Annotated in this window: 9 protein-coding genes and 1 pseudogene; 4 read left to right on the top strand and 6 right to left on the bottom strand. The window is 71.4% G+C overall.

All coding sequences use genetic code 11. The annotated features are described in order from the left end of the window. Positions 1–133: 133 nt before the first annotated feature. A complete protein-coding gene (locus ACH4PU_RS01410; RefSeq protein ID WP_004950879.1) occupies positions 134–1,159 on the top strand; it encodes an ATP-dependent 6-phosphofructokinase in 1,026 nt (341 codons plus the stop codon). Between the two features lie 905 nt (positions 1,160–2,064). Here the strand turns inward: ACH4PU_RS01410 and ACH4PU_RS01405 are convergent. The 5 genes from ACH4PU_RS01405 to ACH4PU_RS01385 all read right to left on the bottom strand — a co-directional run bounded on the left by ACH4PU_RS01405 (position 2,065) and on the right by ACH4PU_RS01385 (position 8,199). Then, a complete protein-coding gene (locus tag ACH4PU_RS01405) occupies positions 2,065–2,937 on the bottom strand; it encodes an NAD(P)-dependent oxidoreductase (RefSeq protein ID WP_398264382.1) in 873 nt (290 codons plus the stop codon). 168 nt (positions 2,938–3,105) lie between these two features. Further along, positions 3,106–5,631: an ABC transporter permease gene (locus ACH4PU_RS01400; RefSeq protein WP_398264380.1), complete on the bottom strand. Its 2,526-nt coding sequence runs from the start codon at positions 5,629–5,631 to the stop codon at positions 3,106–3,108. Between the two features lie 78 nt (positions 5,632–5,709). Then, a complete protein-coding gene (locus tag ACH4PU_RS01395; RefSeq protein ID WP_398264378.1) occupies positions 5,710–6,486 on the bottom strand; it encodes an ABC transporter ATP-binding protein in 777 nt (258 codons plus the stop codon). 279 nt (positions 6,487–6,765) lie between these two features. Continuing rightward, entirely contained in the window at positions 6,766–7,620 is an 855-nt protein-coding gene (locus tag ACH4PU_RS01390; protein ID WP_398264376.1) for a carbohydrate ABC transporter permease, read from the bottom strand. Between the two features lie 150 nt (positions 7,621–7,770). Beyond that, positions 7,771–8,199 carry a CBS domain-containing protein gene (locus tag ACH4PU_RS01385; RefSeq protein ID WP_398264374.1) on the bottom strand — a complete coding sequence of 143 codons (429 nt, stop codon included), beginning with the start codon at positions 8,197–8,199 and terminating at the stop codon, positions 7,771–7,773. A gap of 360 nt (positions 8,200–8,559) precedes the next feature. Here ACH4PU_RS01385 and ACH4PU_RS01380 point away from each other — a divergent pair, with 360 nt between their 5' ends. From ACH4PU_RS01380 to ACH4PU_RS01370, 3 genes are all read left to right on the top strand, one after another. Then, entirely contained in the window at positions 8,560–9,345 is a 786-nt protein-coding gene (locus ACH4PU_RS01380) for a VOC family protein (RefSeq protein ID WP_398264372.1), read from the top strand. A gap of 780 nt (positions 9,346–10,125) precedes the next feature. Then, positions 10,126–11,001 (top strand): helix-turn-helix domain-containing protein, encoded by an 876-nt coding sequence (locus tag ACH4PU_RS01375; RefSeq protein WP_398264370.1) that lies wholly within the window; start codon positions 10,126–10,128, stop codon positions 10,999–11,001. An 85-nt stretch (positions 11,002–11,086) separates the two neighbouring features. Further along, the gene (locus tag ACH4PU_RS01370; protein ID WP_398264369.1) at positions 11,087–12,139 is read left to right on the top strand and encodes a type III polyketide synthase; all 1,053 of its coding nucleotides are present in this window, start codon (positions 11,087–11,089) and stop codon (positions 12,137–12,139) included. Between the two features lie 120 nt (positions 12,140–12,259). On the opposite strand, the pseudogene ACH4PU_RS01365 reads toward ACH4PU_RS01370, so the two are convergent. After that, a pseudogene (locus ACH4PU_RS01365) lies at positions 12,260–12,904 on the bottom strand (XRE family transcriptional regulator); the annotation flags it as partial. Positions 12,905–13,354: the final 450 nt, after the last annotated feature.

Raw genomic sequence — 13,354 nt, 5'->3', positions numbered from 1 at the left:
CGTCAGTGTGTTGGTTAATGTGCGTTGACGGCTGCCCGTGCGAGCGCGGCGGGTCCGGCGGGCCCGTGGAACAATCGGGTCCGGCTCACAGGTCCCACTAGCGACCACCAGAACCAGCAGGAGACACAGCACGATGCGCATCGGAGTCCTCACCGCGGGCGGCGACTGCCCCGGCCTGAACGCCGTCATCCGCTCGGTGGTGCACCGTGCCATCACGGAGCACGGTGACGAGGTCATCGGCTTCGAGGACGGCTTCAAGGGCCTGCTCGACGGCCGGTTCCGCAAGCTCGACCTCGACGCCGTGAGCGGCATCCTGGCCCGCGGCGGCACCATCCTGGGCTCCGCCCGGCTGGAGCGCGCCCGGCTGCGCGAGGCGTGCGAGAACGCCAAGGACTTCTCCCGTGAGCACGGCATCGACGTGCTCATTCCCATCGGCGGCGAAGGCACTCTCACCGCGGCCCGGATGCTCTCGGACGCCGGTCTCCCGGTCGTCGGCGTTCCCAAGACGATCGACAACGACATCTCCTCCACCGATCGCACCTTCGGTTTCGACACGGCCGTCGGCGTCGCCACCGAGGCCATCGACCGGCTGAAGACCACCGCCGAGTCCCACCAGCGCGTGATGGTCGTCGAGGTCATGGGCCGGCACGCCGGCTGGATCGCCCTGGAGTCCGGCATGGCCGGCGGCGCCCACGGCATCTGCCTCCCCGAGCGGGCCTTCGACCCCGCCGACCTGGTGAAGATGGTGGAGGAGCGGTTCGCCCGCGGCAAGAAGTTCGCCGTCATCTGCGTCGCCGAGGGCGCGCACCCGGCCGACGGGACGATGGACTACAAGAAGGGCGCCATAGACCAGTTCGGCCACGAGCGGTTCGCCGGCATCGGCACCAAGCTCGCGGGCGAGCTGGAGCGCCGCCTCGGCAAGGAGGCCCGCCCGGTCATCCTCGGCCACGTCCAGCGCGGCGGCACCCCGACCGCGTACGACCGCGTCCTCGCCACCCGCTTCGGCTGGCACGCGGTCGAGGCCGCGCACCGCGGCGACTTCGGCAAGATGACGGCGCTGCGCGGCACCGACATCACGATGGTGCCGCTCGCGGACGCGATCACCGAGCTGAAGCGGGTGCCGGAGGACCGGATGGACGAGGCGGAGTCGGTTTTCTGACCGGCTGAGGGTTCGCGGCGGACGGCTTGCCTGGACGGCTCCGGTTCGCGGCTTTCCGCCTCCCCCGTACGGGGGTTGGCGGGTACGGCACTTGACGCGGCGGCGTTTACGGTGTGCCGCGGGGGCGCTAAAGTGCTGGTGGCCCTGGGGAGTCTTCGGAATCCTCGGGGCTGGGGACGCCCCATGGCTTCGCCCGGGCTGATCGCCTGGGCGAGGTGCTCCCTTCATCGGTGTAGCACAACCAAAAAGAGGCCCTCGCCCCGGCGGTCACCGGGACGAGAGCCGACACCGCCCTCAACGGACGGCATCCTGACCGTCAGTCCTCAGCTTCTCGGAGGAGTGACGGTCACCGAGGCGGCGCTCACCGCGTCGTCGCGGTACAACAAAAAAGAGGCTCTCGCCCCGGCTCGGACCCGGTGACGAGAGCCGACACCGCCCTCAACGGACGGCATCCTGACCGTCAGTCCTCAGTGTTCCGGAGGACTGGCGGTCACCGTTCGTTGAGCCACCTCCAGAACTCCCGGATCACTGCCGCGATCCGCTCGTGCAGAGGCTTCTTGCGGTGACGCCCCACGGCGCCCCCCTTCATCGGCTGCGGCCAGAGGACCGGTGACCGCTCCGGAGGGAGCCCGGGTTCGGACTCCCCGCCCGTGGAAGCCCGTGGAGGACCTCCCGGACGAGGACCCCGACGTGCGTGGGTCCCTCGTGAAGGGGGGCGCGTATGCAGCGCTGGTCCGTACGCTATCGCAACGGACGTGCGCCAAAAGGCCGTTGGAAGATCGTTGGGAGGGAGCGTGAAAGCGGCGTGGGGGGGGGGGGGGGGGGGGGGGGGGGGGGGCCCCCGCGCCGCCCCCCCCCCCCCCCCCCCCCGCTTCTTCGCAACCCCCTTGCTCCGGGGAGCCGTTCTACTTCCGCGTCATCATCAGCTCGACGATGCTCGTGAGGTCGTCCGCCCCGTACCCCTCCGCCGTCCGCCGCACCATCAGGTCCTGGAGCGCCGTGAAGAAGACCGGGCGCACGCCCTGCTCCTCGGCGGCGGTGATGAGGTTGTCGAAACCGGCCGTCTGCATCCCGAGGTTCGAGACCACGTGCTGGGAGTGGTCGCCCGTCTCGATCTGCTCGGCGAAGCGCGGGATGCTCGTCGCCATGGCCTCCAGCCAGGAGCTGAGCAGCGGGGCGAACTCCGTCGCCGGGATTCCGGCCGAGGACGTCATCGCCAGGGCGTGCATCACGCCCATGAACTGGCCGTACATGCCGCTCAGCAGCGACACGTCGTACAGCGCCCCCAGTCCGGGGTCGGTGCCGACGAAGCGGGCCGCGCCGAGCCGCTCCAGGACCGGCAGGTACGCGTCGAACGCCTCGCGGGCGCCGCTGTAGACGATGAACGCCTGCTCGGTGCCGATGCCCGGCGGGACGGCCATGATGCCGCCGTCGATGTAGGTGATGCCGTGCTCGTCCGCCCAGGCGGCCATCCGGCGGGCCTGGTCGGGCGTGCCGTTGGTGAGGTTGACCAGCGTCCGGCCCTTGAGGGCGGCGGCCGCCGGATCCAGCGTCTCCTTCACCGACGCGTAGTCCCAGATGCAGGCGATCACCAGCTCGCTCGCGCTCGCCGCCGCAACGGCGTCGTCGGCGCGGACGGCGCCGAGGGCGACGAGCGGGTCGGCCTTCTCGGCGGTGCGGTTCCAGACGGTGGTCGGGTGGCCGTTGGTGAGGAAGGCGGTGGCCAGCGCCTTGCCCATGGCGCCGAGGCCGAGGACGGTGACGGGGGTGTTGCTCATGATGGGTCTGCTCCTGAAGAGGCGGGGGACGGAAGATGTTCTCGGCTGTGCGCGCCCCTTCAGCCTCGTCCAGGCGGCGGTCCCGCTCAAGTACGCACAATAAGGTGGGTACTTACCCGGAGGTGGGGGCCCGCCCGTGGACGGGCCCCCGGTTCGCCGTGCGCCCCCTCACTGCGCCCCGATCGCCTCCAGCATGTCCAGCCGCGCCGCCCGCCGCGCCGGCCACGCCGCCGCCAGGATTCCGACCGCCAGCGCCAGCAGCAGGAACACCCCGATCCGCTCCCACGGCACGACCATCTCGTACTGCGGGAACGAGGTCTTCAGCAGATTCCCGCCGGACCAGGCGAGGAAGAGCCCCAGCCCCACCCCGAGCACCGCGCCGAACATCGCGATCATCACGGACTCCAGCCGCACCATCTGCCGGACGCCCGAGCGGGCCAGCCCGATCGCCCGGAGCATCCCGATCTCCCGGGTGCGCTCGAAGACCGACATGGCGAGGGTGTTGACCACGCCGATCACCGCGATCACGACGGCCACGCCCAGCAGCCCGTACATCAGGTACAGGACGTCGTCGATGTCGCCGGCGGCGGAGCGGCGCAGGTCGTCGCGGCTCTCGACCTTGACGGCAGGGTTGCCGCCCAGGGCCTCCCTGATCCGCGCGCGCAGCCCGTCGGCCTTCCCGGGCGCGGCCTTGACCAGCACCTCCTGGTCGCGCACCCGGTCCAGGTGCCGATCGACGAAGGAGGGCGCGGCGAGGACGTCGCTCAGCACGTCGTTCTTGGTGTGGACGGCGACGACGCGGGCCGTGGCGCGCTTCCCGTCGTAGAACGTCATGGGCAGCGACGAGCCGACCGTCAGGTGCCGTTTGCGGGCGTAATCCTCGCTGACGGCCACGCGCGTGCCGCGCACGTCGGACAGGGAGCCCTTGAGGACCTTCAGGTCGGTGACCTTCCCGACCGCCGCCACGTCCGTGCCCCGGATGCCCGCCGGATCACCCGCGGACTCGAAGCCGGTGACGCGGAGCGGGACCGCCGCGTCGACGCCCGGCAGCTTCGCCAGCGTCCGCGCGGTGGCGGGGTCCAGGCCCCGGCCGCCAGCGGTGTTCACCTTGTAGTCGGCCGTCAGGTCCTGGTCGCCCATCCGGTCGATGCCCCGGTCGGCGGAGACCGCCGTCACGGTCAGGCCGGTGATCAGCGTCAGACCGATCATCAGCGCCGAGGCGGTGGCGGCCGTGCGCCGCGGGTTGCGCAGCGCGTTCCGGCGGGCCAGCCGGCCGCTCACCCCGGAGACGCGCTCCGCGAGCCGCCCGAAGAGGTGGACGACCGGTCGGCACAGCAGCGGGGCCAGCACGATGACGCCGGTGAGGGTGAGCACCGAACCGGCCATGGGGAGGGTGAGGTCGCGGGCGTTGTCGAGGGTGCTGACGTACAGCATGGTCGCGACGCCCGCGCCGGTGAGGACGGCGCCGATGGAGTTGCGTACGACGAGGCTCCGGGTGCCGGCCGGCGCGTCCACGGCGGCGAGCGCCTCCACGGGCGCGATGCGCGCCGCCTTGCGGGACGGCAGCCAGGCGGACAGGACGGTCACCAGGAAGCCGACGCCGAGGGCGGACAGCGCCGACGTGGGCGTGACGACCAGCGGCCCGTCCGGGAGTTCGGCGCCGTTGGCGCCGAGCAGCGACCGCATGCCGACCGCGACCCCGAGGCCCAGCACGAAACCGGCCGCCGACGCGAGCAGCCCGAGCAGCCCGGCCTCGATCAGCACCGAGCGCACGACCTGGCGGCGCGACGCGCCCACCGCCCGCAACAGGGCGATCTCACGGGTGCGCTGGGCGATCAGCATGGTGAAGGTGTTGGCGACGATGAAGACGCCCACGAAGAGCGAGACCGCGGCGAAGACCAGGAACGTCTTGCGGATGGCGCCGGTCTGCTCGTCGACGGCCTTGGACTGCTCGGCCGCCAGCTCGGTGCCGCTCCTGGCCTGCGCGCCGTCGGGCAGGACGGTACGGACGCGGGCGGTCAGCGCGTTGGCGTCGGTGCGGGGGGCGGCGGTGACGACCAGTTCGCCGAACCGGCCCTTGGTGCCGATGAGCTTCTGCGCGGTCGCCGTGTCGAACAGCGCCAGGCTGCCGCCGGCGCCGACCCGGGGATCGTCCGTCTTCACCGTGCCGACGAGCTTCTTGGTCATCACCGGACCGTCCACGGCCAGCCGTACCGTGCCGCCGATCCGCGCGCCGGTCTTCTCCGCCGTCCTCGTGTCGAGCGCGACCTCGCCGGCGGCGGCCGGGCCGCGGCCCTCGACGAGCGGGTAGCGGCGGTCCTTGCCGTCCGCGCCGGGCACGTAGTTGGCGCCGGTGCTGCCCCACTCGCTGCCCGCGGACTCGTTGTGGCGGTCGGCGACGATGACCGTGCCGGTGACGGAGGGGCGTACGGAGGCGACGCCGGGCAGCGCGCGGACGCGGTCGGCCGTCCGGGCGTCGAGGCCGCCGGCGTCGCCCGGGCCGCCGCCCGTCGAGGTCACGGAGACGGCGACGTCGTCGAGGCTGCGGGACGTCCGGTCGCGGTACGCCTTGTTCACGGAGTCGCTGAAGACGAGCGTGCCGGAGACGAAGGCGGTGCCGAGGAGGACCGCGAGGGCGGTCATCAGGAGGCGGGTCCGGTGCGCCAGGAGGTTGCGCAGAGCGGTACGGAACACGTGGGGTCCTGGATTCTGGTGGTCTGGTCGGGGGCGGCGGGTTCTCGGCTGCCCGCGGGAGGGGCGGGCGCCGGGCGGTCAGCTCGTGCGGCCGTGCGCCTCGAACGCCTTCATCCGGTCCAGCACCGCCGACGCGGTCGGGCGCGGCATCTCGTCCACGATCCGTCCGTCCGCGAGGAACAGCACCCGGTCCGCGTACGCGGCCGCCACCGGGTCGTGGGTGACCATGACCACCGTCTGATCCAGGGCGCGGACCGACTCCCCGAGGAAGCCGAGGAGTTCGGCGCCGGCGCGGGAGTCCAGGTTGCCGGTCGGCTCGTCGGCGAAGACGATCTCGGGGCGGGAGGTGAGCGCGCGGGCGACGGCGACGCGCTGCTGCTGCCCGCCGGAGAGCTGGTTCGGCCGGTGGGCGAGCCGTCCCGACAGCCCCAGGGCGCTGACGATCTCCTGGAGCCACTCGGGGTCGGGCCGCCGGCCCGCGATGTCCATCGGCAGGGTGATGTTCTCCAGCGCGGTCAGGGTCGGCAGCAGGTTGAACGCCTGGAAGACGAAGCCCACCTTGTCCCGGCGCAGCCGGGTCAGCTGCCGGTCGCCGAGCTCGGACAGCTCGGTGTCGCCGATCCGGACGGAACCGGAGGAGACGGTGTCCAGGCCGGCCATACAGTGCATCAGCGTCGACTTGCCCGAACCCGACGGACCCATGATCGCGGTGAACTCGCCGCGGCGGAACGCGACGTCGACCGCGTCCAGGGCGGTCACCCGGGTCTCCCCGGCGCCGTACACCTTGCTCAGGCCGGTGGCGCGGGCCACGACGGCGCCGGTGCGGGGGGTGGTCGGGACGGCCGTGGGGGACAAGGGGGCTCCTCGGGACGGGTCGGGGCTGCCGATTCCGCGGGACGGGAAGAGGGGGGCGGGAATCGGAAGGGACTCGTCCAGTCTCTGCGCCGGAGGTCCGCCGGGCGTCAGCCGCGAGACCGGAAAGCGGTGTCGCACTTTCGGGAGGAGCGGGGCCGGCGCGTAGTCCCTGAGGGGGACGGCGGTCATCCTGGGGGTGCATGGGGGCCGGGGAGCGGCGTGGCTCGGGGCGCGCGCCCCGGCACGTACGGTCAGGGGCGTGCGCCCCCACCCGTACGGTCAGCCCTTCACCGCCCCGCCCAGCGCGAACCCGCCCCCGAGCCGCCGGGCGACCAGGGAGTACAGCAGGACGACGGGCGTCGAGTAGAGGACCGAGAACGCGGCGAGCTGCCCGTAGGCCACCTGCCCGTGGTTGCCGAAGAAGGTGAAGACGGTGACCGACGCGGGCAGCCGGTCCGGTGACAGCAGGAGCAGGAACGGGACGAAGAAGTTGCCCCACATCAGCGCGAAGCAGTAGACGGCCACGACGGCCGTGCCCGGCCCCATGAGCGGCAGGACGATCCGCACCAGCGCCGTGAACCGGCCCGCGCCGTCCGTCCACGCCGCCTCCTCCAGCGATGTCGGGACGTCGTCCATGAAGTTCTTCATCAGCCAGACCGCGAACGGGAGTTGCGCGGCGGCCAGGAAGAGGATCGTGCCGGACATGGTGTCGATGAGGTTGATCCGGACGAACAGCCCGTAGACCGGCACCATGATCGCGGTGATCGGGAGGCAGGTCATGAACAGGATCGTCAGCAGGTAGGAGTGGCCGAAGCGGGAGCGGAAGCGGGACAGCGGGTACGCGGCGAGGGCCGCGCAGGCCACCGTGAGGGCGGTGGCGGCGCCGCACAGCAGCAGGCTGTTGAGCATCGGGGTGAAGGTGATCTCGTCCGTCAGCACGGCCGAGAAGTTGTCCGCCGAGGGCGTCTCCGGGGCCCGTACGCTCAGCCCCGCCTCGGGGTCCACGGACGCCAGGGCCAGCCACAGCAGCGGTACGGCGAAGGCGGCGGCGACGGCGAGCAGCGCGGCGTCGGCGGCCAGGCGGCGCCGGGCGCGGCGGGTGAGCGGTGGGCGCAGGGCGGGGAGCGGGCGCATGGACGACCTCCGGGCGCGCGTGCTCGGAGGATAGCGGGCGGGTGGCGGGGCGGACAGGGCGCGCGGAGGGCGTGCGCCCGGCGCGGGGGAGCGGGCCCGGTCGCTCCGGGCCCGCTCCGCGTCCACTCCTGGCCCCTCCCGCGGACCGCCTCAGGTCTGTGGCGGTGTCGCGTAGACGCGCGACGCGAACGCGTGGACCTGGTCCTCGGGAAGGTTGCGGGCGACGTCCGCCTCGCTGATCATGCCGACCAGCCTCTTGTTCTCGATCACCGGCAGCCGGCGGACGTGGTGGCTGCCCATCTCCTCCACCACCTCTTCGACGCTGGCGTTCGCGTCGACCCAGCGCGGTGTGCCCCGCACCAGGTCGGCGGCGGTGCACCGGGAGGCGTCGTGGCCCTCGGCCACGCACTTCACCACGATGTCCCGGTCGGTGATGATGCCGCACAGGCGCTCGTTCTCGTCGCTGACGGGGAGCGCGCCGACGTGCAGGTCGCGCATCCGCCGGGCGGCGTTCAGCAGCGTCTCCGTCTTGGGGATCCACTGCGCGCCCTCGTGCATGATGTCCTTGGCGGTGGTCATGGTCGTACCTCCTGACTGCGCCTTCGTGATCTCCCCCTCGCGCGTGCCCCGTCCGGGCGCCGTGGCGCGTGCCGCGGGGCATGCCGGGCCGTCCGGCCCCCGTCCGTCCCCTCCTCCCATGCTCGCGCGGTCCCCGTCGTGCCGCACGCGGGGCGGCCCGCGCCATGCTCAAGGCGGCCCGCGCCGTGCCCAAGGCGGCCCGCGCCATGCTCAAGGCGGCCCGCGCCATGCTCAAGGCGGCCCGCGCGGTGCCGGGCGGGGGTGCCGGGCCGGTGCGAGACTGGGAACGGGGCAGAAGACGGGAAACGCGCCGCGCGACTGGTACCGCGCGTGGTACTTGGAGAGACGGGGTTCACGGCCATGCTCACCACCGATTTCGTCACCGGTTCGCCCAACTGGCTCGACCTGGGGAGCCCGGACACCGCAGCGTCCGCCGAGTTCTACGGGACGGTCTTCGGCTGGGAGTTCCAGTCGGCCGGGCCCGAGGCGGGCGGCTACGGCTTCTTCCGCCGCGACGGCGCCACCGTCGCGGCCGTCGGCCCCCTCACCGAGGAGGGCGCCTCCCCCGCCTGGACCGTCTACTTCCGGACGCCGGACGCCGAAGCCACCGCCAAGTCCGTCGAACAGGGCGGCGGCACGGTGCGCGTCGGGCCCTTCGACGTGATGGACGCCGGGCGGATGGCCTGCTTCACCGACCCGGGCGGCGCGGAGTTCGCCGTCTGGCAGCCCGCGCGCGTCCGCGGCCTGGACCGCGCCTCCGACGAGAACGCGCTGTGCTGGACCGAGCTGCACGTGGCCGACCCGACCGCGGCGTACGCCTTCTACCGCGGCGTCTTCGGGTGGCGGGTCGCGGACATGGAGGTCCCGGGGATGGTCTACAAGGTGATCTCCACGGCGGAGGGCGACCAGCAGGCCGCCTCGTTCGGCGGAGTGGCTCCCCTCCAGGAGGGTGACGAGCCGCGCTGGATCCCCTACTTCGCCGTCGTCGACCCGGACGCGGTGGTCGCGGCGGCGGAGAACAGCGGCGGCTCGGCCCTGATGCCGGCCGCCGACGTGGCCGGAGTCGGCCGCATCGCCTGGCTCGCCGACCCCTTCGGAGCCCCCTTCGCCGTCATCCGCCCGGACCAGCCGGCGGCGGCCGCCTGACGGCCGGTCTTCCCCGCCCGTCCTCGGCGGCTCTCGGCGTTCCTCGACGCGGCGCGTCCCGACGGCCACGGACGGGCGTACCCGGGACGGGCGTTCCCACCGGGCTTCCTGGGGCTCCCCGGAGCTCCAGGGGCTCCCGGGGCTCTCCCCGGACTTCCTCCGGCCTTCTCTGGCTTCCCGGCCCCGAAACGACTACGGGCCCGCGGCGGTGGGGCGCGACGGGCTCGGGCCGGACTCGTACCGGGTGGGCGGGCGTCACCTTGGCGCCCGGCTCCCGTGATGGGCGTTCACAAACCTGACAAGGCTTGTTTTTGCCCAGTTTTTGCGTAAAGATCGGCGGCATCCCCGCCTTCGGCGCCCCCGTGGGCCGGTGCGGGACCTTGTCCGTCCGCCAGCCTCGAGAAGGATCCGCCCGTGCCGCCTCCATGCGAACTCCGCTGCGGCACAAGGGAATCGACGCCTGGTGACCCCTCGGAAGGGTGGTCACCACTTCGGGTGGAACGGGTTTTCAGCCAGGGATCGTACGGCTAGCGTGACACGGAAAGGGACCCGAAGAGGGCGCGTAAACCCGAACGTGGTAACTGCCGCCGAATGAGCTCCGCCCATTGTCGCCATTTCCCGTCGAACGATGACCGCATCTTCCCCTCCCAGTAACAGACAGGTCACTCGTTGTGGAGTGATGAAGGGTTCGCTCACCCCCGTAGGCCGAACCCTGAGTCCGATGATGCAGGAGAGATGCGATCATTACTTCGGGGAACTTTTCCTCTGAAAAACCGTCCAATGAAAGCGGCTTCCTCTGTGGAGGTGGCCGTGGTAAGGGGGGAGCGTATGGACAAAGGAGCGCTTCAACAGCTTTTGCGTGAGCGGCGAGCGGCTATCGCCCCGGAAGAGTACGGTTTGAGCAGGCCTTCGCGACAGGGGAGGCGGGCCCCCGGGCTCAGTCAGTCGCAGATGGACCAACTGTTGCACCGCACTCACGGTACGTACAACCGTTTGGAGGCGGGCAAGTACCCGCATCCTCCCGAGGAGTTATTGCGGGACGTGGCCCGGCTGCTCGCGTTTAACGAGCACGAGTGGACTCTGCTCTGGCTCTACACGATGCACCGGGATCCCCCCACCCCCCTCCACCCCACATCGGGCACGGAGGTCCGCGAGGCGTGGGGACACGTGGTGCAGAGCATCTCCGAGATGGCGTACATCAGCGACCAGAGCTGGCGCGTGGTCACCTACAACGACGCTTTCGCCGCCATGTTTCCGGAGCGAAAGGTCTGCGCCAACACCATGCGCTGGATGGTGCTCGACCCGTCGGCTCGGGATGTCCTGATGGGATGGGAAGACCACTGGCTGCCGATGGCCCTGCCGCAAATGCGGGCGGCCGTCGCGGCTTTGCCGCACGATGAGCATCTCGCCGAACTGGAGGCGGATATTCTCGCCGACCCCATCGCCGGGCCGCTCTACCGGGCCGGCGGCGGAGGGGCGTTCGCCCACCCTGACGGCGACGAACGCCCCCTCAACCACGCCGAACTCGGCAAGGGCTGGGTCACGCTCTGCGCGGCGGAACCGCTGTCCCATCCACGCGTGCGTTTGATGGTGATGGTCTTCCATCCGGGCGAGGAACGCCGTGTCGGCCCACCGAACGTTCTGCGAGCCCCGTGAACGAGAACTCTTCCCTGAATGCGGGTGACTTACCGTCCCCGCATTCCCGGCCAGCTCCCCACCCGATCCCTTCGTGGAGGATCCGATGCCCGCATATGTTGCGCGCCCCGCCATAGCCCTGCCGGAAAACGTCGTCACGACGGAGGACATCTGTGACGACATCGAGCGTCATCACCAAGGCAACACCAAGCTCGCGACGTACCTGCGGGTCGCCAGGGCCTCGGGAGTGCGCAGCCGCCGGTTCACCCGGCCCCTTGACTCGCCGACGGTTTCCGGCTCGGCCGGGATCACGGAGCGGAACCTGGTGGCCTTCGACGACAGCGCCCGGCTGGCCGTCGAGGCGGCGCGTACGGCTCTGGACCACGCCGGTCTGCGGCCATCGGACATCGACTCCGTCATCACCAGCCACACGACGTCCTGGACGACGCCCGGGCTGGACGTCCACCTCGTGAACGCGCTGGGCCTGCGGCCGACCGTCCGGCGAACGCCGATGGCGTCCCTCGGCTGCGGAGGCGGGGCCCAACTGCTGGCCCGTGCCGCCGACGAGCTCGCGGCCCGCCCGGGGAGCCGCGTGCTCGTCGTCGCCGCCGAAACGCTGAGCACGGTGTACCGCCACGAGGACACCGAGCTCAGCTCAATGATCTACAAGGCGCTGTTCGGTGACGGCGCGGGTGCCTGTGTCGTCACCGACGAACAGCGGACCCCTGGGTTCCGTATCGACGGCAGCTGGGAGTACCTGCTGCCGAACAGCCTCGACCGCTACTGGTGCCGGGTCGACGATCTGGGACTGCACTTCGATTCCACTCGGAAGGGTGTGGGAGCGGCCGGCGAGGTCATGCCGGAGTTGCGCGGATGGCTGGAGACAGTCGGGTTCCCCGCTGTGCCGGAATGGGCAGTCGTCCACGCCGGCGGCCCGCGGATCCTCGAGGACGTCGCCGAACGACTGGGCATCGACGAGAAACTCCTGCGGCACTCCTGGAGCAGCCTGGAGAACTGCGGGAATCTCGGCGGGGTCTCCGTCCTGGACGTTCTCGCCCGCACGTACGAGGAACCTCCGGGGACGGAAGCTCCCGGGGTGCTGGTCGCTTTCGGGCCGGGATTCTTCGCCACCGCCTGCCAGGGGGTGTGGCTCCGGTGAGCCGGTATCTCCCGCGCGGCTCTGAGGCAGGGCCGGAAAGAAACGGGCCGGGGAGGGATCGGTCGTCGGCCGGGTGGCCGGGAGTGCCGTGTGCCGGGGTGCGCCCACGGGCCGGAACAGCAATTGGTACAACAGGATCCCCGGTGCACCGACCGGCTCGCTGACGGAAACGGTGAGGGAGCCCGGGCCCAATTCGGTGTGGTGGAGCGGGCGTTCGGCGCCGTCCGGACTGGCGTGGCCGGGCGGAATGCTGCGGAAGAATTTTCGCGTCCGCGGATCGGCCACACATCGCTGGGCGAGGGCGCGCAGGGTCCGGTTGTCCGGGTTCCGTGCCAGGGCGACCCGGAGTTGCGGCGCCACGAGCGGAGCCCACCGGTTCTCCCAATCGCCCAGTACCCCGCCGCGGGCCTCGTCGTCGAACAGCATCCAGTCCATGGTGTTCCGCGGGGCCCGACGGCCGGGGAAGATCGCGGCGAAAGCCTCGTTGTACGCCAGGACGTTCCACCCGGGATCGCACAGATAGGCGATGCCGGAGAAAGCGTGCATGATGCGCAGCCAGTGCTCCGGCACGGCCACCCGGGGGTTCTTGGTGAGCGGGTAGGGAGGCTGCTCCCCGCGTGCGTAACCGTAGAGGACGATCCATTCCTGCTCGGTGAGGCGCAGGATCTGGGCCACGTCACGCAAATACTCGGGTGTGGGACTGTCCAGCACACCGCGTTCCAGCTTTCCGTAGGTGCCGGGCGCGCGGAGGAGTAACTGGTCCATGTGAGCCTGGGTCAGCCCGGGGGACTTCCGCCCCCTCGGGTCCAGCCGTATGAGGCCCAGGCTCTCAGGGCTGATCGCCGCTCTACGCTCGGTGAGCATCTGGCGCAGCACCTCCGCATCCAATGGAACAACTCCCTTCCTACACCTGGAACCCCCGTTTTTCGAGGTACTGTCCGTACCTGGAAAGACCACTCGCGCCCCGATGATAGGGCCGGGCGGACTCAGGCCCGGTGGTGGGTGCGGAATTGGCGACAAGCGGAGTCGGAAGGCGCCGGGGAGGCCGCCACCCCGGCAGCGTCGACCGCCCTCGATCCGATCCCCGGCCGTCGTCGCCCTTCGGCCCCTGCGCGTCGTCGGGCGCGCCGCCCAGATGTCTCATTTCCCCGCCACCGCGGTGCAGTTCTTCGCTCAGGCGGTACCCGCCAGAGGGCGCTGCCACCGTTCGCCTGA

The organism is Streptomyces sp. NPDC021100 (assembly GCF_044333095.1).
Lineage (GTDB): Bacteria > Actinomycetota > Actinomycetes > Streptomycetales > Streptomycetaceae > Streptomyces.
This window is presented reverse-complemented; position numbering and strand designations above follow the sequence as displayed.

Coding starts and splice junctions, on each gene's coding strand:
- ACH4PU_RS01410 (WP_004950879.1), top strand. CDS start 134: ATGCGCATCGGAGTCCTCACCGCGGGCGGCGACTGCCCCGGCCTGAAC.
- ACH4PU_RS01405 (WP_398264382.1), bottom strand. CDS start 2,937: ATGAGCAACACCCCCGTCACCGTCCTCGGCCTCGGCGCCATGGGCAAG.
- ACH4PU_RS01390 (WP_398264376.1), bottom strand. CDS start 7,620: ATGCGCCCGCTCCCCGCCCTGCGCCCACCGCTCACCCGCCGCGCCCGG.
- ACH4PU_RS01385 (WP_398264374.1), bottom strand. CDS start 8,199: ATGACCACCGCCAAGGACATCATGCACGAGGGCGCGCAGTGGATCCCC.
- ACH4PU_RS01380 (WP_398264372.1), top strand. CDS start 8,560: ATGCTCACCACCGATTTCGTCACCGGTTCGCCCAACTGGCTCGACCTG.
- ACH4PU_RS01375 (WP_398264370.1), top strand. CDS start 10,126: ATGAAAGCGGCTTCCTCTGTGGAGGTGGCCGTGGTAAGGGGGGAGCGT.
- ACH4PU_RS01370 (WP_398264369.1), top strand. CDS start 11,087: ATGCCCGCATATGTTGCGCGCCCCGCCATAGCCCTGCCGGAAAACGTC.